The organism is Nitrincola tibetensis, assembly GCF_003284585.1.
GTDB lineage: Bacteria > Pseudomonadota > Gammaproteobacteria > Pseudomonadales > Balneatricaceae > Nitrincola > Nitrincola tibetensis.
The window spans coordinates 200371-227250 of sequence record NZ_QKRX01000006.1 but is presented as its reverse complement, the minus strand read 5'-3'; the positions used below and the strand labels follow the sequence as shown (position 1 = coordinate 227250).

Annotated in this window: 28 protein-coding genes; 14 read left to right on the top strand and 14 right to left on the bottom strand. The window is 45.4% G+C overall.

Translation table 11 applies throughout. The features are described 5' to 3' along the window. The first annotated feature begins 251 nt into the window (after positions 1-251). Positions 252-803 carry an Rpn family recombination-promoting nuclease/putative transposase gene (locus tag DN062_RS18845; RefSeq protein WP_112159229.1) on the top strand — a complete coding sequence of 184 codons (552 nt, stop codon included), beginning with the start codon at positions 252-254 and terminating at the stop codon, positions 801-803. A 173-nt stretch (positions 804-976) separates the two neighbouring features. On the opposite strand, the gene DN062_RS10235 is transcribed toward DN062_RS18845, so the two are convergent. The 5 genes from DN062_RS10235 to DN062_RS10215 all read right to left on the bottom strand — a co-directional run bounded on the left by DN062_RS10235 (position 977) and on the right by DN062_RS10215 (position 6299). After that, a complete protein-coding gene (locus DN062_RS10235) occupies positions 977-1432 on the bottom strand; it encodes a phosphatase domain-containing protein (RefSeq protein WP_112159228.1) in 456 nt (151 codons plus the stop codon). A gap of 69 nt (positions 1433-1501) precedes the next feature. Further along, positions 1502-2569, bottom strand: coding sequence for an MBL fold metallo-hydrolase (locus tag DN062_RS10230; protein WP_112159227.1), 1068 nt, complete (start codon positions 2567-2569; stop codon positions 1502-1504). 9 nt (positions 2570-2578) lie between these two features. Continuing rightward, positions 2579-3628 carry an ABC transporter ATP-binding protein gene (locus DN062_RS10225; protein WP_112159226.1) on the bottom strand — a complete coding sequence of 350 codons (1050 nt, stop codon included), beginning with the start codon at positions 3626-3628 and terminating at the stop codon, positions 2579-2581. Continuing rightward, positions 3616-5319, bottom strand: coding sequence for an ABC transporter permease (locus DN062_RS10220; protein WP_205126709.1), 1704 nt, complete (start codon positions 5317-5319; stop codon positions 3616-3618). Before DN062_RS10220 ends, DN062_RS10225 begins: the two co-directional genes overlap by 13 nt. 5 nt (positions 5320-5324) lie before the next feature. Continuing rightward, a complete protein-coding gene (locus DN062_RS10215; protein ID WP_112159224.1) occupies positions 5325-6299 on the bottom strand; it encodes an ABC transporter substrate-binding protein in 975 nt (324 codons plus the stop codon). Positions 6300-6365: 66 nt separating this feature from the next. Between DN062_RS10215 and DN062_RS10210 the strand changes: the two genes are divergently transcribed. Continuing rightward, positions 6366-7199: a DeoR/GlpR family DNA-binding transcription regulator gene (locus DN062_RS10210; RefSeq protein ID WP_239995760.1), complete on the top strand. Its 834-nt coding sequence runs from the start codon at positions 6366-6368 to the stop codon at positions 7197-7199. A 19-nt stretch (positions 7200-7218) separates the two neighbouring features. Here DN062_RS10210 and DN062_RS18715 read toward each other — a convergent pair whose 3' ends face one another. The 3 genes from DN062_RS18715 to tnpA form a co-directional block, all read right to left on the bottom strand. Beyond that, positions 7219-7461 (bottom strand): RpnC/YadD family protein, encoded by a 243-nt coding sequence (locus tag DN062_RS18715; RefSeq protein ID WP_205126708.1) that lies wholly within the window; start codon positions 7459-7461, stop codon positions 7219-7221. 188 nt (positions 7462-7649) lie between these two features. Continuing rightward, the gene (locus tag DN062_RS18710; RefSeq protein WP_239995759.1) at positions 7650-7853 is read right to left on the bottom strand and encodes an Rpn family recombination-promoting nuclease/putative transposase; all 204 of its coding nucleotides are present in this window, start codon (positions 7851-7853) and stop codon (positions 7650-7652) included. Positions 7854-7929: 76 nt separating this feature from the next. Then, positions 7930-8385: an IS200/IS605 family transposase gene (tnpA, locus tag DN062_RS10200; protein ID WP_112159223.1), complete on the bottom strand. Its 456-nt coding sequence runs from the start codon at positions 8383-8385 to the stop codon at positions 7930-7932. A 77-nt stretch (positions 8386-8462) separates the two neighbouring features. On the opposite strand from tnpA, the gene DN062_RS10195 reads away from it, so the two are divergent. The 10 genes from DN062_RS10195 (at position 8463) to DN062_RS10145 (ending at position 18156) form a co-directional block, all read left to right on the top strand. Continuing rightward, positions 8463-9872, top strand: coding sequence for an RNA-guided endonuclease InsQ/TnpB family protein (locus DN062_RS10195; protein WP_112159222.1), 1410 nt, complete (start codon positions 8463-8465; stop codon positions 9870-9872). A gap of 353 nt (positions 9873-10225) precedes the next feature. Beyond that, a complete protein-coding gene (locus DN062_RS10190) occupies positions 10226-11521 on the top strand; it encodes an HlyD family secretion protein (RefSeq protein WP_112159221.1) in 1296 nt (431 codons plus the stop codon). Between the two features lie 20 nt (positions 11522-11541). Further along, positions 11542-11727: a LuxR C-terminal-related transcriptional regulator gene (locus DN062_RS10185; RefSeq protein ID WP_112159220.1), complete on the top strand. Its 186-nt coding sequence runs from the start codon at positions 11542-11544 to the stop codon at positions 11725-11727. 587 nt (positions 11728-12314) lie between these two features. Next, positions 12315-12575, top strand: coding sequence for a hypothetical protein (locus DN062_RS10180; RefSeq protein ID WP_112159219.1), 261 nt, complete (start codon positions 12315-12317; stop codon positions 12573-12575). Positions 12576-13337: 762 nt separating this feature from the next. Beyond that, positions 13338-13565, top strand: coding sequence for a hypothetical protein (locus DN062_RS10170; RefSeq protein WP_112159217.1), 228 nt, complete (start codon positions 13338-13340; stop codon positions 13563-13565). 58 nt (positions 13566-13623) lie between these two features. Beyond that, positions 13624-13803, top strand: a complete 180-nt coding sequence (locus tag DN062_RS10165) for a hypothetical protein (RefSeq protein ID WP_112159216.1) — start codon at positions 13624-13626, stop codon at positions 13801-13803. Positions 13804-13900: 97 nt separating this feature from the next. Continuing rightward, a complete protein-coding gene (locus DN062_RS10160; protein WP_112159215.1) occupies positions 13901-15115 on the top strand; it encodes a JmjC domain-containing protein in 1215 nt (404 codons plus the stop codon). 3 nt (positions 15116-15118) lie between these two features. Continuing rightward, positions 15119-17203 carry a peptidase domain-containing ABC transporter gene (locus DN062_RS10155; RefSeq protein ID WP_112159214.1) on the top strand — a complete coding sequence of 695 codons (2085 nt, stop codon included), beginning with the start codon at positions 15119-15121 and terminating at the stop codon, positions 17201-17203. Positions 17204-17275: 72 nt separating this feature from the next. Next, positions 17276-17665, top strand: coding sequence for a M16 family metallopeptidase (locus DN062_RS10150; protein ID WP_112159213.1), 390 nt, complete (start codon positions 17276-17278; stop codon positions 17663-17665). 5 nt (positions 17666-17670) lie between these two features. Further along, positions 17671-18156 (top strand): peptidase M16 family protein, encoded by a 486-nt coding sequence (locus DN062_RS10145; RefSeq protein WP_112159212.1) that lies wholly within the window; start codon positions 17671-17673, stop codon positions 18154-18156. 24 nt (positions 18157-18180) lie between these two features. Here DN062_RS10145 and DN062_RS10140 read toward each other — a convergent pair whose 3' ends face one another. From DN062_RS10140 to DN062_RS10115, 6 genes are all read right to left on the bottom strand, one after another. Continuing rightward, positions 18181-18582, bottom strand: a complete 402-nt coding sequence (locus tag DN062_RS10140) for a tetratricopeptide repeat protein (protein WP_112159211.1) — start codon at positions 18580-18582, stop codon at positions 18181-18183. A gap of 38 nt (positions 18583-18620) precedes the next feature. Beyond that, a complete protein-coding gene (locus DN062_RS10135) occupies positions 18621-20297 on the bottom strand; it encodes an ABC transporter permease (protein WP_112159210.1) in 1677 nt (558 codons plus the stop codon). After that, positions 20297-21268 (bottom strand): ABC transporter substrate-binding protein, encoded by a 972-nt coding sequence (locus DN062_RS10130; protein ID WP_112159209.1) that lies wholly within the window; start codon positions 21266-21268, stop codon positions 20297-20299. Before DN062_RS10130 ends, DN062_RS10135 begins: the two co-directional genes overlap by 1 nt. A gap of 16 nt (positions 21269-21284) precedes the next feature. After that, entirely contained in the window at positions 21285-22397 is a 1113-nt protein-coding gene (locus tag DN062_RS10125) for an ABC transporter ATP-binding protein (RefSeq protein WP_162301286.1), read from the bottom strand. A 127-nt stretch (positions 22398-22524) separates the two neighbouring features. Next, positions 22525-24276: a GGDEF domain-containing protein gene (locus tag DN062_RS10120; protein ID WP_112159207.1), complete on the bottom strand. Its 1752-nt coding sequence runs from the start codon at positions 24274-24276 to the stop codon at positions 22525-22527. Between the two features lie 181 nt (positions 24277-24457). Next, positions 24458-25168, bottom strand: a complete 711-nt coding sequence (locus tag DN062_RS10115; RefSeq protein WP_112159206.1) for a UTRA domain-containing protein — start codon at positions 25166-25168, stop codon at positions 24458-24460. 157 nt (positions 25169-25325) lie between these two features. Between DN062_RS10115 and DN062_RS10110 the strand changes: the two genes are divergently transcribed. Further along, positions 25326-25853 carry a phosphatase PAP2 family protein gene (locus DN062_RS10110; RefSeq protein ID WP_112159205.1) on the top strand — a complete coding sequence of 176 codons (528 nt, stop codon included), beginning with the start codon at positions 25326-25328 and terminating at the stop codon, positions 25851-25853. 1 nt (position 25854) lies between these two features. Then, the gene (locus DN062_RS10105) at positions 25855-26874 is read left to right on the top strand and encodes a glycosyltransferase family protein (RefSeq protein ID WP_112159204.1); all 1020 of its coding nucleotides are present in this window, start codon (positions 25855-25857) and stop codon (positions 26872-26874) included. The last annotated feature ends 6 nt before the right edge of the window (positions 26875-26880 follow it).

Here is a 26880-nt window from a genome sequence, read left to right as displayed (position 1 = left end):
GAAGGCTAACGGGGGGTGCAGATCAGATTGTATGTTAGCGTTCAATAATATCCACTAATGACGGCACCAACAAACTTTATTTAGTGTAATGCGGTTGTGAAAGCGGCTTGCACCGTGTCTTGTGTCTTGTGTCTTGATAGATCAGGGCTTATTCTCATTTCCACGAAAAGGGCCTCGTTGATTATTCACACCACAAGGCTCTTCTCACTCACAAGGATGTAACACAATACCAACAGAAAGGAGTCTCTCGTATGGCAAAGCATTACGATACCGCGTACAAGGAAGTCTTTAGCTATCCTGAGTTTGTCCAGCAACTGATTGAAGGCTTTATACCCTCCGAAATCGCTAACATCATGGATTTCTCAACACTTACTATCCACAGCGGCAATTACATCACGCCACTATTTGAAGAAAAACTGGAAGATGTCGTGTGGTCGGTCGATAAAATCACAGCGATCATTCAGGCGTCTCCGCATAAAGAGCGTATTGATAGAGTTGTGACACGTTGGATTAAGCGACATTTAAGTTACCTAGGAGCCGAGATCAAACTCGATCGACTCAATAGCCTAGTAGAGGACAAAGACATGCTAGCAGAGAACTTAGAAAACTTAGTTAAAAAAGAGCGCAATACCGCTCGTATGGAGGGTCGACTGGAAGGCCATATGGAGGGTCGTACTGAAGCCCGATGTGAAGTCGCCCGCAACCTAATAAAATTGACGGAAATGGATGATGCAATGATCGCCGAAATAGCCGGATTACCCGTCAAGGTTGTAACTGAGCTTCGATCAACATCGAAACACTAACAACGCCTCTAATACTCAAATGACCTAAACGCAGCACACATCTCTGCAAAAGCCCTGACATAGCAAGACTCAAGACCGTCGTTCGCCATGAATGGCGAACGCGAGGCTCCATGGACGGATTAATGCCGTGTCTTGAGTCTTGATAGGTCAGGGCTTACTACCCCACTACCGCCTCAAAAATCCCCCTCCGCACACTGCAAGCACGTCAACCCCAAGGCTCGCCACTGAGCAACAACCGCATCACGATCATCCAGTACCAACCAAGGCTCAAATCCGGCAACTTTCATATCTTCAAGCAACTCGGCCTTGACCACCTCATCTCGCAAATGGTCATCGCGCTCTTTACGTAAATAAACACCATCATACGGAATTTCATGAGCATTCAGCCAAGCCAGGGTACGTGCCTTATGCGTTTCAGGACGACCGCTGCAAATCAAGATTTTTTGCCCTTGCTGATGCAGGATACGAACGAGCTTAACAACAGCGTCAATAGGCGCCGCCGTTTCCATATGATCAAAAAACGCATCCCAATGCTTCTCTTCACCCAACACCCAATGCCGGACTCTCTCAGGATCGAATTCAGCTAAGGTTCCATCCACATCAACAATAACGGCGGAGTATTTTTTCATGCATATGTCCTTTTTTGTTTAAAAATTGTTTCAACATAGTTTTGGATAGTAATGGTTCAATCGACAGGCTTAATCGGTTAGACAATTCGATAAACACAGACGCTGCTTAAAGGTTTCTTGCCAGCGCTGCAGCTGCTCAGGCTTAGCGAACAAGGGATAGATACGCTCAGCCTGCAGATGCTCAACCAAAGCACGACTATCACTGAACCTTGGATGTACATTCCAGCGCGTCCATTCGGCACGTCCTGTTTGCACGTCATTCAATGCTTTTTCTGGCATATAGCCCGTATAAATCACCCTACCTTGATAGTGTGGATGTGCAATTAAACGCCCCGCCGCGCCGGAACAACCATCAGGATCGGCCGCCAAGCGAACACAAAGGGCGTCTAGATCACTTTCCATCCATGGCCTTGGCGAAAATTGCGACAGAGCTGCATGAAAGCCCTCTTGAAAATACCTAGGACTAAGCGACTTAACTTGCTCCAAAAACTTTACACATACGGGATCTAAACTGACGGTATAACCACGTTGCTCCAACTGAATCGCCATTTCCAATGCGCGACCCGAGGGAGGCACTGGCAGCAGACTCTGTGGCAGCATTCGCTCCATCAAGTCATCGATACACGCCTGTTGAGGTTGATCATAATCGCCATACGAGGCATCCAACAGCGCTACCTTGGCTTTGGGTGGCCAGTCAAAGGCAAAGCTCAGGGACTCCAGACTGATGTCACCTGAGTAATAGATGCCTTCATCAAGACCAAAATGCAACCAAACACCACCTAATGAATGACCGTTTAAGCCTGTTGTCACCGAAATCCCGGCAATCCTGCAGGTACCGCGCAATGGCAAAGGGTGCCAGTCTCGCCCTTTGGGTAAGCTAAGTGCCACAATCTCCGTGCAAAAGAGAGGAATGTTAAAATCCAACTGGGCAACGCCGCCGATATGATCAATATGATCATGTGTGATTAAGATGGCATCCAGTTTGGTGCCCTCTAACTGCTCAGGCCAATGAATCGTTTCACCGGCTTGCAAAGCCCCTCCGGCATCCAACAGCAGGTTGACACCGTCTGCTTGCAGTAAAATCGCGGCAGGCGCTTTATCACCCAACCCGCTAAGACAACGTATTACAACCGACATACTGACTCCTTATGCCGCCAATGACCAAGCCTGTGTGAGGTTAAGGCTAACCGTGGCTCCAATCGGTACAGCCACTGAATGAAAGGCCTGTAGCCGCTGTTGGTTAGGCATTTCCAGATGGATTTCATAACGCTCACCACGATACACCTGAGAGGTCACGCGAGCCGTCAAAGCCGCTGATTGCGGCAATGAAGCGTTGATTAACTCAATCTGCACATGCTGGGGTCGAACCAGAAATGCACTTTGCGCACGCTCATTCGTTGGATGAAACAACGCATTGACGCCCTCTCCCATCAGGGTTTGGTTCTCGGGAACTTTCTGCCCCATCAAAATGCTGCCCTGCCCGATAAACTCAGCCACCCATTGGGTTTTGGGTTGATGATACAGCGCTTCTGGGCTGGACCATTGCACTAGCCGACCTTTTTCCATAACAGCAATTTGATTGGCTAACGACATGGCTTCAGCTTGATCATGCGTCACGTAAATCATGGTCGCGCCCGTGCGCTGATGAAAGGCTCGAAAGCTCTCTTCCATGGATGCCCGCAGGTGGCGGTCTAAATTGGCCAACGGCTCATCCAGCAGCACCACGTCAGGATCGGTCACTAAACAACGCGCCAGCGCAACACGCTGACGCTGCCCACCGCTCAAGTCTTGTGGATAACGTTGCGCGTAAGGCATCATTTCCACGGTTTCTAAGGCGTCTTTTATCTTTTTTTGATACGTGCCAGAGGGAATGCGTCGGTGCTTTAACGGATATCCGACATTTTCAGCCACCGTCATATGCGGCCATAAGGCATACGACTGGAACACCATGCCCATATTACGGTCTTCAGGTGGTAGCTGAGTCTTCGCTGTTGCAAGGGTTTGATGTCCTAAGCGTAGCTCACCTTCACTGAGCGTCTCAAATCCTGCCAACATGCGCAGAGTGGTGGTTTTTCCACAACCGGAAGGCCCTAAGAGCGCAACAAAGCTACCTTGTGGAATGTTAAGTGAAATCTGATCCACCACGTGATTTTGTTCGAATACTTTACTGACCTGATTCAGGATTAACTCTGCCAAGGGACAACTCCTTTGGGTAAATAGCGAGCACAGAGGCTCAACAACATCATCAATACAAACACCATCAGCACGACAAGCACCGCAATGGCGGCCGCGAGAATACTGTCACCACTTTCATCCAGATTGAAAATCAGAACCCCCAAGGTTTCGCGACCCGCACTCCAGAGCAAGGCCGAGACCGTCAACTCATTCACGGATGTTAAAAACACCAACAGGCCTCCCGCCCCAACAGCCGGTGCAATTAAGGGTAAAACAATGTCGATCAGTCGTCGTGAAGGCGACGCGCCTGCAATTTGTGCGGCCTCTTCAAGACTCGGATCCATTTCATTGATACTGGCCAAGACGGGCTTTAACGCAACGCTTAAAAAGCGCGCTAAATAGGCGATAAATATAATCCACAAGGTGCCATAGAGCGCGAGATTGATGAACGGCAAGGGTTTAGCGAAGAGCAAAATACAGGCAATCGCCAAGACTACGCCTGGCAAGGCATAGGGAATTTCAATGCTACTGAGCAGCCAAGTACTTACCTTCGCCGATGACTTACGCAAGCTATTGGCAATGAGGATGGAGAGCACCATCAGTAACAACGCCGCACTAATAGACAGCAGCAAACTATTGGAAAAGGCACGTCGAGTCATCCCTTGACGAGAGACCATTTCATCATAGGCCGAGAACGTCAGGGTCTCCCAAGTCAACGGCACCCCTAATGCAGGCACTAAAGAGCTGGTCATTAACGCCAGTAAGGGGGCCATTAAAATCAGACTGATCACCAACCAAAGAGCGGCTTCTAATCCAACTCGCCCTCTTTTCAAATCAAATGACTGCGCTTTACTGCTGTTACCAAGTAAGCGAAAACGGCCCTTTTGTGCGGCATATTGTTGGATTTGTATTCCAATCAAGGCCAATAAGCCGATTAACACGGATAGCGACGCCATTTCAGGCAGTACGCTCGGCCCAAAACCCGACATTTTTTGATAAATGAGCGTGGGCAATACGTAGTAAGACGCTGGAATGCCCAACATCGCAGGAATACCAAAGTTCCCAAGTGCCGATACAAACGCAATTGATGTGCCTGCAATCAAACCGTTGCGCGTCAGAGGCAGAATAATATCGAGCCAGATCTGATGCTGACGTGCACCCGATAAACGGGCAGCTTCGATTAAGTCACCAGGCAAATGAATTAAACTGGTGCGCAGAGCTAAAAACACCAAAGGCGCATGCTGAATGCCCAACAACATGGCAATACCTTCCGCCGAATACAAGGGTTGTGGAGAACCCAATGCCGGAGCCAAACCCAAGGTATTCAATAAAGGGCTACCAGGACCCATTAATTGCAACCAGCTTAAGGCCGTCACTTGTGGCGGAATCATCATCGGCAACATGAAACAAAACACCAAGGCCGTTTTCGCACGAATATTGGTCAAGGTCACACTAAAGGCAAATAAACTGCCTAAACACAGGGCAATCAGAGTGCCTAGACCCGAGGTGTAAAGACTGCGTGAAAAAGCTCTCCAAGTCGAAGGCTGTTGCAATACCTGAGCAAAGGTGGAATCGCCTAATAAATGCCAGTCCTTTAACGCCTCGATCAACAAACGTAGACTCGGAATCAACGTCAGTAGCAAGATTGTCAAGAGGAGTAGAGAAAGCAGCCAGCGCGAAGGCTGACTGCTGATTTTCGGGGTTTGCTGCATGGCCATCAGCTTCCAAAGATCTCACTGAAGCGCTTTTTATTGTCTTCAGCATTTTGCAGCGCTTTAGCGGCGTCCAATGGCATCAAGCGTATCTCGGAGCGATCCGGAAATCCGTCAGGTAACGCAATGGATTCCAATGCTGGAATGTAGCCTTGCTCAGATACCAACGCTTGGCCTGTACTCGACAAGAGAAAATCGACAAACTTTTGAGCGGCTTCTGGATGCATAGCCTCTTTGAAAATCGCCACTGGTTCAGTCACGGCGGTGACGCCTTCAGTGGGGAAAACAAACTTAATCGGCGCACCTTTGGCGGCTTCACGTATCGCCATAAAGTCAACTAAGATGCCATAGGGTTTTGTGCCGGCAGTAATTGCGGATAACACGGCTCCATTGCCCGTTTGAGCACTGACTTGGTTAGCCTGAAGCTGCTGGTAATAGTCCCAACCAAATCCATCCATATCGGTCAGGGCCGCCAAATGAATTAAAGCCGCACCCGAATACAACGGACTCGGCATCACCACTTGGTTTTTAAGATTTTCGTGTGTCAGATCCGTCCAAGACGTGGGTTGGTGAGGAGCACGGGTATGATAGGCAATGCCCGTGGTGATCATTTTTGTGCCGTAGTAATAACCTTCTGGATGATAAAGCGCGGCATCGTAGCCCGCACGCTCGGGGCTCATATACGGCTGGAGAAGGTCTTCTTCTATCAGAGACTCCATTGTCACGCTATCGGCAATCAAGAGCACGTCTGGTTTGGAAATACCCGCACTCAATTCAGCACGCAAGCGCGTCATCAGCTGAGTCGTGCCGTCTCTTACCCACTCAACTTCAATGCCTGGATTTGCCTTCATGAAGGCATCGACCGTCATCTGAGCATCGGTATTGGGTTGGCTTGTATACAGCACCAATTTTTCGGCAGCCTGAACCGTCAACGGCAGCGCAAGAGCCACGGAGAGTAACGCTTTTTTAACATTGAACATGGACATCACCTTTTGTTGTCTCATCAAGAAGAGGTGTCCATGCTAAAGGGTTCAGGTGACACTAAAATGACATCTTTCTTTCGTATGCTAGCTGAATGCTTTCGTTTTTTAGCCAAGCCTATATTTGTTGAGAAGGTCATTATGAATTCGAAAGAAAGACGCCAGCGAATTTTAAAACAGATTAATCACGCAGGCGCCGTGCGCCCAGAGCAATTGGCCGAGCAGTATCAGGTCTCGGTGCAAACCATTCGCAGCGATCTACGCACCCTTGGAGATAAAGGGTTACTGATTCGCCGTCATGGTGTTGTTGCACCCTTTCCAGGCCGAGAGAACGTGGACTTTGAACAACGACAAATCCGCAACGCTCAAGGAAAAGCACGTATCGCTCAACGCTGTTTAAGCCTGCTAGCAGAGCATCAAAGCCTATTATTGGGCACAGGCACCACTGTCGAGCATTTGGCTGCAGTGCTCTATCAAGTCTCTGGTCTGCGGATTATGACCAACAATTTGCATGCCGCACGCCATCTCTGCCATCACCCGAGTTGTGAGTTATTAATTGCCGGTGGTTTGGTCAGAAAGCGAGATCAGGATGTTGTCGGAGGTGACTCAATTGAGTTTTTTAATCGCTTTAATGCCGAAATTGGCATCGTTTCAGTGGGTTGTATGGATAAATTAGGGCATCTATATGACTACAACACAGACGAAGTCATGGCCCGAGAAGCCTTATTGCGCAACAGCCGACATCATATTTTGTTAATCGACAGCAGTAAGTTTAATTCTGAGGGCGTGTGTCGAGCGGGTCATATCAGTGATTTCCACAGCGTGATTAGCGACGAGGCACTGCACTCAAGCCTACGCAGTCAGTTATCCACCAAACAGGTGGACGTGTTGGTAGGCTGAGTACGTCCTATAAACACACTCAGTGCTGAAGTGTCGTGCGTAATGCAGCAATGCCTTCTTCGGTTAGGCCTGATGCTAGTGCAATTTGCGCATCGGTGAGTAGGTTCATCAGAATCAAATTGCGTGCCACTTCATGCATTTGCTCCTTTCGTCCTTCTTGACGACCTTTTACAATGCCTTGCTCTAGGCCTTTTCGCATGCCTATCTGTTCACCTTCACGACGTTCTTTCTTAACAAGGTTTTCTATATTTTCAGCCAGCATGTCTTTATCCTCCACCAAGCTATTTAACACATCTAAGTTCACATCCACCTTTAGCCGCTGTAAATGCCGTTTAATCCAACGCGTTACAATCTTATCAACCCGATCTTTATCCGGATCGGCATGCGGTAGTCAATACGTGATTGAAACTCTAGCAGAATATACAGAAATACTCGCTGCCGTATCCCCTGTCAATTCACTTCAACCGACCAAACAACGTCCTCAAACCTTTCCTTGAATAGCGGTGTGATGTAATGACCACTATGATTTTTAAGCGTGGAAAAATCCATAATCTCCGCTATTTCTGGCGGAGCAAAACCTTCGATCAATTGCTGAACAAATTCTGGGTGGCTAAATACATCTTTATAGCCTGTATCATGATGCTGACTCGGCATCTCGGGAACCTCCATGTTATGTTTGAACATAATGCTTGCGCAATCTCGCTCCTTTAGGGGCGAGTCAAGCAAGAGGTCACTGCTTTTTCTGGCTTAACGTCTGCGATGTTTTTACCGCTCTCTCACTAGGTGCCGTCTGCTGATTGTTTATGTATTCTTTTACAACGTCAAGACTGGCACCGCCGCAGGATACAACACAATAACTTGGCGACCAGAAATGCTTACCCCATAACATGGTTTTTACACGATCCCAGTATTCTCTACGGATCATATAGGAAGTTTTGCCTTTTAGTTTGCTCACTAGATTAGATATCGCCACTTTGGGGTGTACAGATACCATTAGATGTACGTGATCATGATCTCCTCCGAACTCTAATAGCTCACAATCCATTTGCTCGCATGTTTCCTTTAAGATGATTTCGGTTCTATCGAGCATTTCCTTGGTAAATACGCCACTGCGATATTTAGTTACAAAGACTAGATGAATATTGTTTTTAAAAAGACATCTTCTTCCTGTTCTCCAGTCGTACATTTTGACCTCATGCTAGATTGACAATTCCAGAACCAAGAGTAATAATTTGGAACATAAAACGCAAATGAATAGGCATAATGTTAATAGGCATCAAGCTGAGGGCTAACCCAACACCACACCAAAGGCTGATACTCAGCCAATGGATGGGGTGTGCTCGTAGCATCTGGAATGCCAAGGTCGAAGAAGAACACTATTATCGTACCTTCGCCCGTAAATATTGCCCGATCGGCACCTATGCCCCCATCGATCAAACCACGGCCCAGTTTAAGTCAGCAGAGTTGACGCCATGGCTGGATAATTGCCCTAGCCAAATACTGCGTAACAGTGCCGTTAACTGGTTTAAGACGTATAAAAAGTTCATGAGCGGTCAGTGTGGTAGACCCAAGCGCAAACCGAAAACGGATAAGGGCAGTATCCACCTGACCCGCGAAGTGTTTCGATTTGACCGCTGCGAAGATGGCAATATTCGCTTGTTTATTGGGACGAAAACGAACAATATCGGCTACTTATCATTCAAGGCACATGATAAATTCCAAATCCCTAATTCGATGTATATTCGCAAGGAACGGGGTCAATACACCCTATCATTTTGCTATGAGAACAATGTATCCGATGCGGATCTGCTCACGCCTGAACAGCATCTAACCCGGCTGCAAGGCGCTACGCGTGACTACCTGGAAGAAAACACGCTCGGTATTGATCGGGGCGTTATCATTCCTGTCCATGCAGGAAAGAAAACGTATGATTTTACTCAGGATCAGAAAAAATCTATGAGCAAATCCGAGCGCTATATCAAACGATTACAGCGTCGGTTAGCGCGTCAGCAGAAAGGCTCTCATCGCAGAGCCAAAACTAAACATCGCATCGCGGTACACCATGCAAAAAAAGCGAATATTCGCCATGACTTTGCGCATAAAACCAGTCGTTCATTGGTGAACAGCGATGCTAACATCATTGTCTTCGAAGCCTTGAGAACGGCTATGATGACGCACAAGCCTAAAGCGCAACAGGATGAGCAAGGACGATATGTTTCGAATAGAGCCAAACAGAAGGCTGGACTGAACAAGTCCATATTAAACGTGGGCTGGCATTTCATCGAAGCCTTTACAAAATACAAAGCCTTTCATGCGGGAAAGGTGGTATTTAAAATACCGGCTCCAAGAACCAGTCAGGAGTGTGCTCTATGCGGCCACACTCACCCCGACAATCGCAAGTCACAAGACGTATTTGCTTGCGGTCACTGTGGACACACTGACAACGCGGATCACAATGCGTCAATGGTGATTAAGAAACGGGCCATTAACTTAATTTTAGACACTGGAACGGTGTTGTCTGATGATGGGGTGTTAAAACCGAAATCAGATACTGGACGTGGAGGCATGCGTAAGACTGGCCAAGCCAAAAGCTCAACTAGCCGTGGCCTGCGAAGCGTCAAAAAAGAAAAACGAGCGACTCAGGTCGCTGGTTTGGAAGCTCTGCCGCTTTAGCGGCGAGTAGTTCACACCCTAAGCCAAACTCCGTGGCTGAGCTAACTTTAGTATGAAGCACATTACAGCACGACACACACTCTGTAGAGAATATAACAAAATCAAAACATTACCTACCATCTGATCAATTTTTTTCAACTTAATCACCAACGATTATCTATTTAAATGTTGCCGAAACCAATGCCTTTTTAGCTCTCCGAAAAAATAGGGTAAATACCTATCGAACAAAAAATTAATATGAATGAAAAAATAGACACGAACGATTATTGTTTGATAACATCAAACACATGAGTTTTGTGTGCTTTTGAAAAATAACTATATTCTGAACAAGAACGACAAGAGACCCCCGTTTCATGGATGATACTAAAAAACAGCCAGCGCCATTTTTTAGGCCAGAGGTAATCGAACACCAGTCCCACAGGCATATCGGGCAGGTGTTGATTCACCAACCCTCAAGCTACTGGCTTATTGGCTTGGCTGCATTGCTGCTTATTATATTAGCATTAAGCTTTATTACACTCGGGACTCATACCCGTAAAGCGACCTCTCCAGGAATGCTCATCCCGGACCAAGGTGTACTTAGAGTCTTTGCCCCCTCTCAGGGTCGAGTACTCGCAGTCCATGTTAAAGAAGGTGATCAAGTCGTAGCGGGCGACCCTTTGTTTGTTATATCGGATGAGCGTGTCTCTATGCTAGGTGAATTCCAAACACTCATTGGAGACCTGCTAACGCAACGTGAAGAATTAATCAGTCAGAACAAAGCACAAGCTTTAAATAGGCTTGAGCGTCAAAAAGAGCTATTTGAACTGCGCCTTCAAGCCATGCAGGAAGAAGAGTCTCAATTTAAATCAGAAATTAGTGTACTGGAGCAACGGGAACGACTTGCAAGAAATAATCTAGAGCGCGTACAAGAATTACGTGCTAGGGGGCATGTATCAATATCAGAATTACAGAAAGTAGAATCCGACCTACTACTGCTGACAAGCCAGAAGCAGGCCGTTCAACGCAGCCAAATGGGACTGGAAAGAGACCGCTTAACTTTATTAGCTCAACGGCGTGAAGCCGAAGAACGCTTCCAACAAGAGATTGTCGACGCTGAACGAACTCATACTTTATTGCAGCAAGAAGTCGCTGAAAACAAAGTGCGCTCACAGCAGTTAGTCACTGCACCTTTTGACGGGATAGTAACAGGGCTCAATATACAGATTGGTCAGCAAGTAAACCTAAATTACCTTATGGCCAGCCTACTCCCCAAAGACCGAAATCTACAAGCACACATTTATGTACCTCCACATCAAGTTGGCTTTATTGAGCCAAATCAAAAGGTGATGCTTCGATATGCCTCATTTCCTTATCAGAAGTTTGGTATGGGCAAGGGCAAGGTAATCAATATTGCAGCCACCCCTTATTCTATTCACGAATTACAACCCCATATTGTCAGCTTATTACAAGGGCATGGAGCACAAGGAGTCGATGGAATTTATTACCTTGTCACTGTTGAACTCGATTCACAAGATATTCGAATCTATGGCAATGATCAGAAACTGATGCCGGGAATGCTTTTTGAGGCCGACATACTGCAAGACAAACGAAGAATATATGAATGGATACTCGAGCCTGTTTATTCAATCACCAAGAAGCAGCTGTAGATAACATAATGGAGACTAACATGGAATTCACTAAAAGAGAAAAGGATGTCTACCAACTGCTTATTCAAGGAAAAACCAATAAACAGATCGCTGTTTATTTGAATATTAGTGATTTTACTGTTAGGGATCATGTTTCGTCTATGCTACGCAAGACGGGTGTGAGTAATCGTGTTGAATTGATTGCAGCCCATCATTTAAAGCAATAATACCCTACACTTGTAGGATTTTTTACCCATAAAAACTCAATACAATCTACAAACATTTTATATATTAAATTTAAAAACACTGATCTTAATTAAATAGGCAAACCATCACTACCATGAGCTACTTTAAATTCTCATCAATTTTTTACATAATACTTTTAATAACAATAGTTTTCATGGCCAGCAAATCATCATTAGACCCTATTGAGAAAATAGCATTTATTGGAATCACCTTTAGCCTTGGATGCATTCCTATCGCCAGGTTTTTTTACACAAACAAAAAAAATATAGAATCTTACTCAAGAAAACCAACGAAAAAAAATATTTTTAAAATATTTTTTGGAGATCTTAAATAAAAAGAAGGCATTTTATTCGCGAATTATCAACAACCTTACATCCGAATATAGAATATCCATTTCTTTCGCATGTTTATATGCAATTAAAAATCAACTGAATTCACAGTTGAAATTTCTACTTTCATAATTACACCCTACATCTATAGGGGTTACCTTAAACATATCAAGAAGTATAATCAGCAAGTGTACTTATATTATCAAAAACACCAAAAACTTAAACATGAGGTTAAATATATGAGAGAGATTAATATATCAGACATGGAAGCTGTTGTCGGCTCAGGTGTATTGGATACTACCAATTCAATAGGTACATCAATTGTAACATGGGGTGCTGTTGGCGGTATAATTGGAGGTGGTGTCAGAGGAGCTGTCGTTGGCGCTAGAGTAGGTGGTCTTTGGGGTGCTGGAGTTGGAGCCGCGTGGGGTATAGGAGCCGCAGCATGGGATTATTTTCAAGATGGGAGTGACTACGCTGATGGAACAAGTTATTCATAACTAACATATTAATACATAAGTTTTTTTATAGATTAGTGAACAGCTTAACTAATCTCATAATGAACAAGTTGAATATTTAATAAGTTATATCATCAGGATAACAATTATGAACAAGATCAAGCATAGGTCATGGATATATAAATTATCTTTAAAAGCATATGTTTCATTTCTTGTCTTTTTCTCTTTATTTAGTGGTATGCGATATATTTTTTATAGCTTCACTGGAGGAAGAGATGAAATGTTAGAATCTAGTTTCAATATAATCTTATGTCTATTGATGTTACTATTATACAAATCAAAAACGATAGAGGAATCATTAAATAATCAGAATAACAAATCATAAATACATTTTTAAAAGAGTGTTCTTTCACCTAACACACAAAAATAGTCATCCATCCAAGCACCTCAAATAACATAAAAACCTTCCCTTCAAAAGGGATAGTTTCAAACCCAGAAGACTGTATGCATTATTTTCTAGAAATCAATTTTGAGGTTAGCTGCATGAAGATACTAGAAAGACTGTTAGATATTGAGCTAAGGTTTTACGAAAGATATTCTATTAAAACCAATATAATTAGATCACTGGCATTTTACATTGTTCTTGCAGCCTTACTTTTAAGCTTGGAAGACAAAAATCTTGCATTCATTTATGTTGGTGCTTACCTATCATGGCTACTGGTTTGGACCAAATTTTTGATACTAAAAAATGATTAACACTACATACTTTCGAATTAAAACAACCTTAAAAAGAAAGGACTTAACATGAGAGATTTAAAAATCTCTGAGATGGATGTTATATCAGGTGGAGTAGACTATGCGGCGGTTGGAACTGGCCTAGCAAGTGTCGGCATTGGTTTAGTTATAGCCTCAACTCCTGTCGGATGGGTCGGGATAGGTGGCGCTATAGCCTTTTCTTTCTTTGGTGGATACACAATAGGGACGGGGCTTATGGATGAAAATGATTACGCTGGCGGAACACCATATAACTAAATAGTAAAACTGGAGCTCTAATACCATATAGGGCTTCAATTATAGCATGGAACAATTTATGACATCAGATATCCTAGCAGTTGCTTTAATATTAATAATAGTTATATTTTTAGCTATAGTCTCTGTAAAACTGGGACTTGTAACCGTTCCTGATAAAAAAGAAAATCCAGGCATGACATTTTGGATACTAATATCAGTTCCAGTCATTATAGGGGTATTTTTTTATGGAAATCATTAAGTTGAAATTCGTAGTGCAAAAAGCCAACCCTTTATAGATATCACCAAAAAATCAAGCTAGGACATAAGAAAAATGCCAATACAAATAGGCGCTAATAATGGAAAATAATCACATAGAATTCAGAATTAAAAAAGATGTATTCTTTTCAGACTATGTCTATCAAAAACCCTTATTATTCAAGCAATCTATTCATAGTTTAAATATTAGCTGGGACGAAATCAGCGAAATATATGAACGTGCAGATGCATCAGATCAAAGTTTTAAATTAATGAATGGCTACGAGGTTCCCAAAGAGGAATATGTTGAGGCCTATATTAACGTTGGGAAAGTAGAGCACCGATTTATAAAGCCGGTAGTTTATGACTATATGCGAAAGGGCGCAACCCTAGTATATAACAGAATTAGAAATGAGCCTTTAGTAAGTAATATTTCCCGACAGATTGCTCAATTTGCAAATGCTCAAGTGATCACCAGTGGCTATGCCGCATTTAGTGCAAAGTCTTCCTATAGATCCCATTGGGATACTCGAGATGTATTTGCAGTTCAGATAAAAGGTCGCAAGCGTTGGATTTTAAAGAAACCAACTTTTGAGTTACCTCTTTATATGCAGCAAACCAAGAATATAGCAGATGCCAAAGAGCCAGAAGAGGTATACTGGGATATAATTCTTGAAGCTGGAGATGTACTCTATGTCCCTCGTGGATGGTGGCATAACCCTATACCACTTGATGGTGAAACTTTTCACTTAGCAATTGGTACTTTTGCTCCAACAGGATTTGATTATCTGAGTTGGCTCATTCAATTTGCTCCCGATATGCTAGAAGGGCGTCGAAATTTACATAGTTATGAAGGTAGCCAAATATCGCTTGAATCCTTTGGACGTGAATTTAGTGCATTAATACCAAACCGTGATATGTTTGAAAGGTTTATGGCTGATTACATTGGACAGCAGCGAGTAGATTCTAAAATCTCTTTAGGTGTTTTAGCCAATAACAAAGTAAAACAACTCAAAGATTCACAACACGTCCGACTCAATGTAAACATGCTTCATCCATTTTCGAATGGGCAGATGATAGTCAATGGTAACAGGCTCAATGTCGATGATATTGCACAGAATCTCATTACTTACATAAATAATCATAACCCTTGTAGGGTAAAAGATATCATTGATGAATTCTCTGATTATCCAACCAGCAAATTACATGAACTGCTTTTTCAACTTGCCTTGAATGATGTTATCGAACTAATAAGCGAGAAATTTAGTTCAATACCTCAAACAGGAAAAATTGCAAAAGAACTCAGTGTAATTTGATATATGAGAGCCATTTTACAAGCTGAAAGCCAAGAGTGCGGGCTTGCCTGCCTAGCTATGATTGCAAGTGCATATGGCCTGCATTTGGACCTTTCTATGTTACGGCGCCGTTTTGCTATTTCTGTCAAAGGTAGCCATTTAGCACAAATTGCCAACTATGCCCAGGCGCTTAATTTTTCTTGTCGTCCTCTGCGATTGGAACTTGATGAAATTAAACAACTGCGCTTGCCCTGTATTCTCCACTGGAATCTAAACCACTTCGTTGTGTTGGAAAAAGTTAAACGAGACCACATAATAATTCTTGACCCAGCCGTTGGCCGTAGAAAACTAAGAATGGATGAGGTGTCTCGTTGCTTTACAGGTGTTGCTTTGGAACTCACGCCAAGTGCTAACTTTCAACCCGCTCAACAAAAACCTCGATTACGACTAAGAGACCTTACAGGCCGAATTCTAGGTCTAAAGCGAGCACTCGGTAATATTCTTTTACTGGCTCTCGCTTTAGAAGTTATCGCTCTTTTGTCTCCGCAAGTTACTCAATGGGTTGTTGATCATGCTCTTGTTTCAGCCGATTATGATTTACTGTTACTGGTCGTGCTGGGTGGGTGCCTACTGCTAATTATTGACTTTGCATTACGCATGGCACAAGGCTGGATGGGGTTGCGCCTAAATCAACAGCTAACCTTGCAATGGACCAGCAACTTTTTTCACCATTTGTTACGCCTACCTTGGCCCTATTTTGAAAAGCGCCACCTAGGTGACATAACAGCGAGATTCCAATCTCTAGGAGCTATTCGCAATATTCTGGCTCAGGGTGCTGTCACCATTGTGCTTGATGCACTTGTGGCACTCATAACGCTAGGCATGATGTTACTTTACAACAAAGCACTGACAGGCATTGTGCTAATTGCCGTTGTCTTTTACAGCCTCTTACGGCTCGTTTTTTACCGTCCATTGCGTAACGCCACAGAAGAACGCATAGTGTTAGCAACACGAGAGAATGCCTATTTCCTAGAAACAATCCGCGCTGTCCAACCCTTAAAACTCTTTAATGCGACTCCCTTACGGCTCGCCACTTGGCAAAACCTTTTAACCGATGTACAAAATCGAGACTTAAAAACACAAAAAATATTACTCGTTTTCGCAGGCTGCAACACATTGATTTTTGGTCTTGAAGGCATGTTTATCCTCTATATTGGCGGCCTTGCTGTACTGGACAACACACTAACACTCGGGATGTTACTCGCGTTTTTAGCCTATAAAAGTCAATTCACTAACCGCGCAAGCAAACTCATCGACTTAGGTGTGGAAATCAAAATGCTCTCATTGCACGCAGAGCGTTTAGCAGATATTGCTCTTGAGCCACCCGAGCCCGACAACTTCATGGAAACAGACTTAACCAGAATCGAACCCTCTATTGAATTTATCAATGTTTCTTTTCGCTACGCAGATAGTGAACCTTGGGTAATAAGAGACTTAAATCTCAAAGTGAATGCCGGCGACTCAGTTGCCTTAGTCGGTCGCTCAGGTTGCGGAAAATCGACTCTTTTCAAGTTAATGCTAGGGCTACTAACACCAACAGAAGGCGACATACGCATTGGGGGTATCTCTCTGCGTCAATTAGGGCCAACGGCATTGAGAAATCTAGTTGGAGTAGTGATGCAGGATGATCAAATGATGGCAGGCTCTTTGGCTGAAAACATCGCCTGCTTTGATCCACAAGCGACACAAGAGCGAATAGAAGCTGCAGCGAAACAAGCGAATATCCACAAAGCCATTATCAACATGCCGATGGGTTACCAAACACTCGTTGCTGAAATGGGTAGCGGTTTATCCGGCGGTCAGAAACAACGGCTACTATTGGCACGTGCCCTTTATAAGCAACCAGTCATTCTGGCATTAGATGAAGCAACCAGTCACCTTGACCTACATGGCGAACACCATGTGGTTCAAAATCTTCAAGCCTTATCAATGACACGTATTGTTATTGCACACCGCCGAGAGACAGTTGCTCTTGTCAAACGCATCATTGCCTTGGAAAAAGGCGTTATTTCTGAAGATATAAGACTTGATACAGCTATTTCTGAATGACTAAAGACTGTTCAGAAATAGCTAACGTTAAAAAGTAAGTTTCAGACAACAAATCAATGAACAGGAATCGAAATGCTTAAAAACAATGGAGTTCAGTCTGTATTATTCGCCTTATTACTACTGATGGCCTCAACATATTCAGTTGCACTGGAAAAAGTGGCGGAACGGGGTGATATTGCCAAATACCGACTAGCCAATGGCTTGAAAATCATTCTCGCACCCGATGCTTCAGGAGATGCCGTTTTCTTCAATTTGATCTATCAAGTCGGCTCCTTAGATGACCCAGAGGGCAAAAGTGGAACCGCTCACTTGCTCGAACATCTGATGTTCAGGGGCACCGAGCAGCGCTCAGGCGAAGCACTCACGCAAGAACTGTCCCAGCGCGGCATACAATTCAATGCGACGACAAGTTATGACCGCACACGCTACTCGGCGATGTTAGACTCGGACTCGGAAAACTAGATTTTTTGCTCGCTTTAGAAGCTGAACGTGTACTTGGCCGCCATCCTACCCAGTCACGTTTAAGCAAGCGATTTCGCCAAGATAAAGGGCTAACCTATGGTATTCGAACGTCGATTAAAATTGCCAATTTAGGAACAGACAGTTGGATTAATATAGAGTCGAGCTACCCGATGACGCAAGGTGAAAAGTTTGCTGACTTAGTAAGAGATGAAGTGTCAAAGTTGATCGAGGTTGGCATTACGGAAGAGGAGCTATTACAGGCAAAACAGACAATTTTTCAAGAGCGACAATTAGCGCTTGGCCAAGACCAAATCATTTTAGCGCAGCTACCCAATCAAACCTATCGAGGACACACCTATCACGACTGGATCAAGCGCAATAATGACTTTGCTGCTGTCACTCTAGACCAAGTGAATGCCGCAATACGTAAACATTTAGCAAGTGCGATATGGATTGAAGTGCTGGCTGACAGAGCAGGCAGTAAAGACTAGTACGTTGACAAACGGTTGGAGCCCTTACACATCACTCTGCTCCAACCAACGCTGTGCCAACATATGCCCTTGTTTGGCCGCGAGCGCATAATACTGTTTGGCTTTTACACCATCCGGCTGAAAATAATGCTCGAAGCCCTGCTCAAATACCCGACCCATCTGATATTGCGCTTTCATATCCCCTAAATCAGCAGCGCGCTGCAAGTAAATAGCACCCTGCACACGGTTACTAACGCCCTCCCCTCGGAAATGCAGCAAATGTCCGTAAACGGATAAAGCACGACGGTTGTCATGATCGGCAGCATACCGGAAAAGCTTCATCACGCCTTGGTGTTGGGCTTTTCCACTGCGGGCAAAAGGTGAGCGAAACAACGCATACGCAATCCAGAAAACCACAGGGGCGAGTAACTTGCCAATAAAACGCATTCGTTGTTCCGCCCCTCTGATTCTGTCAGGTATTAACGTTAATATTCACCACTCAGTCGACGACGCCCCAACAGGGTCAATACCAATAAGAGAAATGTCGTACTAAAAATGGCCACAACACTCATCGCCATCCCCAAACCAGGTGACCCCTGCTCAAATTGACCGAAGACAAAGGTTGATACCGTCGTCAGGCCTGCTGGAGCAACCATGAGCGAGGCAACTAGCTCCCTTGACGCGATCGCAAACACCAGTAGCATCGCCACAATCAGTGCCGGAGATAAGGCGGGCAGCAACACTCGGATAAACATTTGAATAAACCCAGCCCCACAGACTCGCGCGGCGGCTTCAAGATTTTCACTCATTTGCCGGAAGCTTGCACTAGCATAACGCACCGGATATGGCAGTAGCAAACAGGTGTAGGCCAACAACAGCATGGCACTGGTGTTGTACACCTGAATCGGCCAATGCGTTTGATTCCACGCGAGAATTAACCCCACAGCAATCACTATCCCAGGCATCGCATTGGGCAATAACGATAGGAAATCCAAAAGCTTATGGCCTTTAACTTGCGCTCGCACCACTAAATAGCCAATCAAGGCACCCAGAATTCCCGTTAACAGCGCCGCCCCCGTAGCCAAACCTAGACTGGTCGACAAGGCCTGCAGCGCACCTGCACGGTTATCAAATAACGCCTCAAAATGCCGCAGTGATAGGTTACTCCAGCTCAACCCACCCGATAAGGTCGAGGAGAGCGCCGTTGCCAGCACCGCTAAAATCGGAACCGCCACTGAAATAAACGCAACCAACATAAACAGCATAAACACCGGCCACTTCAAACGACCTAGTTCAATCTGTTCAATCGCAGACGGCTTACCCGTCACCGAAATGTAAGAACGGCGCGTGACCAACCAATGCTGAAAATAAAAGGCCGCCATGGCCAGTATCACCAACAATAATGACAAGACCGACGCACCGGGAATATCCAAAGGCCAGTCGGAAAAACGCTCATGAATGCCCGTTACTAACACAAAGTAGCCAGATTGAGCCCCCAATGTCGCGGGTGTTCCAAACTCTTCAATCGTTAAAACAAACACCAACAGCAAACTCGCCGCCATACCAGGGATCGATAAGGGCAAGCTAATTCGAAAGAATGACCGCCATGGTCCAGCACCACAGACACGTCCCACCGATGCATAACGCCCGCCGACAGCCATTAATGTTCTTGAAATGGCAAAGTAAACCACAGGGAAAACATTCAGCACCATGACGAATGCAATCCCCCAGAAGGAGAATAAAAATGCATCGGCATTAAACCCAAGGAGTTGTTGCAAGTAGCCACGGTTTTGTAAGGACATCATCCATGCCAAAGCCGCAATGTAAGGCGGTATCAAGAAAGGAACCAGAAACACCACATCCCAAATAGCAGCGCCTGGCACTTTCGCCAGTGCTCTTAAGGCACCCAGTGGAATCGCGAGCAAGGCACTGCCCAGCACAACGGCCAAACCAAGCTTGAGGGTATTGCCGAGCAAATGCGCGAGCTCAGGATCTTTTAGTGTTGGCATAAACACCGAAAAAGGCTGAGCCCAGCTGCCCCGGCTTAAATCTGGGAAAATAGCCTGTAATACAATGTAGATTAAAGGCAATCCAACCAAGAGCAAAAGGATGCCAGCCGTGGCTAGCATCACACCTTGCATCGTATAAGCCGATAATCTCATTAGTTTGACTGACCAAAAATCGCTCTGAAGGATTGCAGTATGTCTTCACGACGCGTTTCGTATTGCGCTTCATCATACTGAATCAGATTGAGCTCAGTGAGCGTTGGACGCAATGCAGGAATATCGGTTCTCGCTGGCATTAAATAGCTTTGAGCCACACGCTCTTGACCCGCATCGGACAATACGAAATCAATAAAGGCTTTCGCCTGATCGGGTGATTTTGTCGATTTGAAAATCATCATAGGTCTTGGCGCAATCACCGTGCCGCTTTCAGGAAACACCACTTCAATCGCCTCGCCATCGGCTTGTTGACCGAGCGAAATGTAATCCACCGCACCAAACACTACGGACTTCGCACCTTGTAACACTGGATTTAAGGCACGTGCATTCGGGCCCGGTACAATCATGTTGTTGTCTTTCAGCTGTTGCATCAATGACCAAGTTGCATCCTCACCCTGCGAGGCCAACAAGCCCGTTAACAATTGAAAAGCGGCACCTGACTGAGCGGGGTCTGGCATGGTCACTTCGTTGTTATAGGCAGGCTGGGCTAAATCTGACCAGTCTTTTGGCATATCCACTTGGCTGTTTTTATTCCACACCATTGCCAAGGCCGATACCCCTTGCGCAACATAATGTGTGTCTTTTAAATACTCTGGAACCTGCACTGCGTTTGGCGACACATGCTCCAACAAATCACCACGCGCTTTTAAAGCAATCGCTGAATCCCAAGAGGCTGAAATCAAAATATCGGCAATGGGATTGGCTTGTTCAGCTTCTAAACGAGCCATTACCTGCCCTGTGGTTCCTTGAAACACATTAACGGCAATCCCAGACTGGGCCGTGAAATCCTGCGCAAGGTGGTTAATCAAGCTTTCAGGACCAGCGGAATACACGGTTAACGACTGTGCCTGAGCACTCGCAGCCAAGGTGATCGATAAAACAGCAGACGCCAAAAGTTGTTTTGTGTTCACAACGAAACCTCAAATTTTAAATGTAAGAATGATCGGATACGGAACGCAGTTCGATAGCACGGTTATTCGAATCCCACGCCCGAATCTGGCGCAGATCAATATAGAGATAGCCTTGAGAGACGGGGGCATCTTGCGTCAGCATTTGCAGACGAAGACCACCCGATGAGAGCTCTAGAGTGACACTGTAAAACTCACCTTGATACACCGAGGCAAACACCTCGACCGGATAGGTCGAGGGTATCGATGACACCTGTAATGCAGATCGCGGCAGCATAATCTGCAGGTGACCTTGCTCTGCATTAGGCAAACACAAAGGCAAGGGTGGTAAAGTAGAATCAAGCCAAAGCCCTTTGGCATCGACGGTTGCACTCATCAAAGTCCCGGCGTCTAAAAACTTAGCGACATCTGGCGTCGCGGGTTGTCGATAGAGGACTTGGGCTGGCGCAATTTGCTGTATTACACCCTTATGCAATACCGCGACCTGATCCGCCATGGCATAGGCTTCATGTTGATCATGCGTGACAAATACCGCCGTTAGGTGAAGCGATTTAATCAAGCGGCGTATCTCAACCGCTAAAGCCTCTCGCAATCCCTTATCAAGATTCGACAAGGGCTCATCCATCAACAATAAACGCGGTTCACTAACGATTGCCCTAGCCAGCGCCACACGCTGTTGTTGACCGCCGGATAAGGTACCCGGAGATCGACTGGCAAACTCTTGCAGACCCACTGTTTTTAATGCCCATTCAACTTTTTTCTGACGTTCCGGTTTAGCGATACCTTGCATCGTCAGAGGAAAGGCAACATTTTCAGCCACGGTCATGTGCGGCCATAAGGCATAATCCTGAAACACCATACCCAAACGTCGAGCCTCTGGCGGAAGGCAACCACGAGGACCCGATACCTCTTCGCCAGAGATTAGAATCCGGCCTTCAGATGGCTCAATTAGCCCTGCGATGCAGCGTAGCAAGGTGGTTTTTCCACAACCAGAAGGGCCGAGTAACGCTAACACTTGCCCGGCCGGTAAAGTCAGGTTGACTGAGGCTAAGGCCTCAACGCCTGCAAAACGTTTTACGACACCGTTAACTTCTAGAGCAGGTTGCGTTGTATGTTGTGTCAATGCATTCACGGGAAAACCATCATAAAAAACGATCACAGAAGCCTAATCGCTTTTCATGACACTTCGATGACGTCTCAATGACCAAAGCATGACAAAAGTATGAAATAAAACTCAAACCAGGAGAGGCGAAATACGCTTATTCCGCTGTTAATTGAAAGTATCCATTGATAGCTGTTTTCGACTCAGATTTTACCGTCGCCGCCAGTTCGGCCAACTCATCCTCTGTCATCCGGCTGTCTCCTTTGATCCACACCACGCCCATCGAGATAGACGCCAAGGGCATTTTCTGCTCTTTTCCCTTTCTATTTTTGCCAAGGTGATACCCCTGCTCTAAGATGCTCGGGTTATAGATATGTTTGATACTTTCAAAGAAATCCTTCCTGAGCTTATGACACACAGACTCAATATGCGGATGACTCGACATCACCACAAAGTCATCGCCGCCAATATGCCCTACAAAATCCTTAGCACTGGTAAAGGTGTTTTTCAGCAATAGGCTCAACTTTAAAATGACCGTGTCTCCCACTTTGTACCCTAGGTAATCATTCAAAGGCTTAAAGTGATTAATATCGACATAGGCAAAATAAAAACTTTCGCGCTGCGCGATGCGCTGTTCAACTTCGGTTTTAATCGGAACATTGCCCGGCAGTTGAGTTAAAGGATTGGCGTAACGCGCAATTTGAATGCGCTGATGGGTTAGCTGTTTGAGCAACGAGCGAGTCGTGCCCATCCCCAGATAATACCCTTGCTCAACCACAATAAAGTGCTGTTTAAGGTAGTGATAGTCTTCATCGATCAAGCGTTGGCTGACATCGTCCAACGACATATTCACATCGACGATCAACGAATCCTTGTTAATAAATTTGATGACGGGATGTTTCTCATACAATGCACGACCATACTGGCTACCGTATAACTCCAATACACGCCAACGGTGCAAAAGCCCTAAAGGTCGGCCATCATCCACGATCGGCAGGGAAAAAATGGTAGGATTTTTTTGCAATACTTCCCAGGCGTGTTTTAACAAAGTCGTTGAACTCACAGGTTCAACATACTCAGATAAATCACGTGCAAACTGGCCATACGCACGGGGCTGAGGCTCCTCTTTGGTTTGACACAGTTCCAACGAAGCGCTGGGAATCGCTCGTGGTCGTCCAAAGTAAAAGCCCTGAATAAGATGTATGTTTAACTCTTTAACCACCTTAAGTTCAGCGCTGGTTTCAACACCTTCAGCAATGATGTCACAACCAATTCGTTCCGATAAATCGACCAAGGAGCGCACAAACTCCCGTTTGACTAAATCTTCATGAATATCACGAATAAAATGGCGATCTATCTTCACAAAATCGGGCTTTAAATCAGACCAAAGCTTCAACCCAGAATAGCCTGCGCCAAGATCATCGATTGCAATCAAAAAGCCTTGCTCTCTGAGCCAAGAGACAGCTAATTTCAAGTGCGCTATATTATTGATTGGAAAGCGCTCCGACATCTCAATCACGATATTACTGGCACAAATGTTGTATTTTTTTAGACTGAGCAGCAGTTTTTTAATGCCAACCCCCGGATGCATCAGCATCTCAGGATTCATGTTAATAAACACCTTGCTGGTCAGGGAGTGTTGATGCCAGTGCTGTAACGTTGAATTTAGACAGCACAACTCCAGTTGATTGTTTTTATCACAACGCTCAGCTGTTTCGAACAAAATAGGTGCCGCATGCAATGGACTGTCGGAAGGCCCGCGGCTTAATGCTTCGTATCCGAAGACTTCAATTTGCTGTATATCCACAATCGGTTGAAACAAGGTGCTGATACGCTTGTTCGCCAAGATTGCCGATAACTCGACACAGAGTTGCTCATTCGTGGGTAATAAGGGGCTAATCGTGGACATGGCATCTGAACTCTTGAGTCGTTTTCGGTCTATCCTGCGCGCACATCCGGCTGTTTCATGAACTGACTCTTTTCCCTGAGTCGCTTACTGACTATAAATCAATACCTTGAAAACATAGCGCTGTATCAGAATATGTAGAATTTATGACAACTTGATGACAATCCAGATACCCATAACCGGATTAAAGACTTTGGGTACTCACGCGAATGGTCAGTACATCGTGGAGCCAATACTCCTCATCATACTCAATGGCGTCACCTGTTGCGGTTTGACCTAAACGAGTGATAAATAATCCAGGACAACCCGAGTTGACATCCAAAGCTTCAGCAATAGCACCAATGAGCGCAATCGGAGTAATGGTGATTTGTTTTCGGTTCAGCGAAATGCCATATTTCTCGTTGAGCAGTTTCCATAGGGCATCCACAGGTTGCTGATCGATATTCGGCAAGTAGATAGGATTTAACCAAATACGCTCAATAAACACTAAGCGCTCATCAACATAGCGTTTGCGTCTGAGCAAATACACATCGGCGACCTCGCCCAACCGCAATGCCTGTGCAACATGTGCTGGAGCGGGCGTCAACTCAATACCGACGACTTCGGTTCGCGGCGCTCGACCTTGATCGGCAACGTAACGCGTGAAGCTAATGTCCTTCACCGGATCGTATTCCAGTCGAGGGGCTGATACAAACCAGCCACGGCGATTACTGCGGTATATAGCCCCTTCACTTTCTAGCTGAGCCAGCGCTTGTCTTAATGTCACACGCGTCGTTTCGAAGGTCTCAGCCAATGCTCGTTCAGAAGGCAAACGCGTTCCCGGCTGAAGAGCACCTTGCGTCATGTGCTCAAGCAATTGGTCCCTGAGTTGTAAGTAGAGTGGCTGGTCTGACATGACAGCATCCAAAATCGGCTAGTTTACCCATATTCGCTAAATCTTAATACGCTGCTTAAGCTTCGAAGGGTCTGCGTCATTAAGTTTTAACGCACTTGTCATCCCTCTGTCATTTTTCATGCAGGATAATGAAGCGACTGAAATAAGGAGTGAAAAAATGATGACTCTGGATAAAATCACATCCGTCGATCGGCAACTCTTTTTTTACCTGTATGATTGGGGTAAACACCGCCCTATCCATCATTTAAGCTTAACCCTGTCTAAGTGTGGCGATGGCTATTTATACGCGTTGATTGTACTCGGTGTTTTCGTTTTTGACAGTGCAACTGGCAGTGCATTTTTACTTTGGGTCAGTCTTGCCTTTTTAATTGAGTTGCCTTTGTATCTAGTGCTGAAGAACCTGATTCAACGAGAGCGGCCCTATCGGCGCTTTGCAGGATTAAATGCCAGTATCGCACCTTCAGATCGTTTTAGTTTTCCATCAGGGCACACCGCCGCTGCCTTTATGTTTGCTTGTCTGTTAGCGGAATTCTATCCAAGTTTCGGTTTAATCGCGTTTGCAGTTGCGGCAAGCATCGGAGTGTCTCGTGTGTTACTGGGCGTTCATTATCCGACCGATATTTTGGCGGGCTGCTGTTTAGGGGTATCCATCGCCAGCCTTCTCTTGGGTTTTAAGAGCGTTTGAGATGAAAATCCTCTATGGCGTGCAAGCCACTGGCAATGGCCATATAACGCGTGCGCGAGCGATGCTGCCTGCCTTACAGCGCGCAGGCATAGACGTTGACTTTATCTTCAGTGGCCGCCCGGTTCGAGATCTATTCGATATGGATATATTTGGCCATTATCGGTGTTTTTCTGGTTTCACATTTAAAACGGATCAAGGTAAGGTTCAGTCCCTGCAAACCCTTCTACAGGCGCAACCCCTGCAATTTTTACGAGACGTTCGTGCACTGGATGTTAACCAATATGATCTGGTTTTAACCGATTTCGAACCGATTAGCGCTTGGGCCGCAAAACGTCAAAAACGTTTATGTGTTGGTCTGGCGCATCAATATGCCCTCAAGTATAAGGTGCCCGGAACCCAGCGCGCTCCTTGGCTTAAACACAGCCTAAGTGCCTTTGCTCCCGCAACCCATTATCTTGGTATCCATTGGCAGGCATTTAATGCGCCCATACTTCCCCCCTTGATCAGCTCTCTTCCGTGCGCACCGCACGAAGCGGAGCCTAGTATGATCCTCGTGTACTTGCCATTCGAAGAAACATCACAGGTCGTCAGTTGGCTACAGGGCTGCCCTGAACAGTATTTTCGTGTGTATACCCAGGTCGACTATCCTCTTTATTATAAGAATGTTCATTTAGTGCCCCTATCACGGACTCAATTCCCGTTAGATCTTGTCGCCAGCCAAGGCGTCATTTGCAACAGTGGTTTTGGTTTGTGCAGCGAAGCCCTCGTCGCGGGTAAAAAAATTCTCACCAAACCCCTTAAAGGACAAATTGAACAAGTCTGCAACGCCAAAGCACTAGTCCAAATGCAAAAAGGCACCCTATTAAAGCGATTTGATCCGAATGAACTTTTAGAGTGGCTGAAACAACCCTGTGCAACACCTATGGTCTTTCCTCCCGTGGCAGATGCGATTGCCGCTTGGTTAGCATCAGGTTGTGAGGAGCCCGTGGCGCGGTTTGTTGAGTCTGTTTGGGGCATTTGATTCATC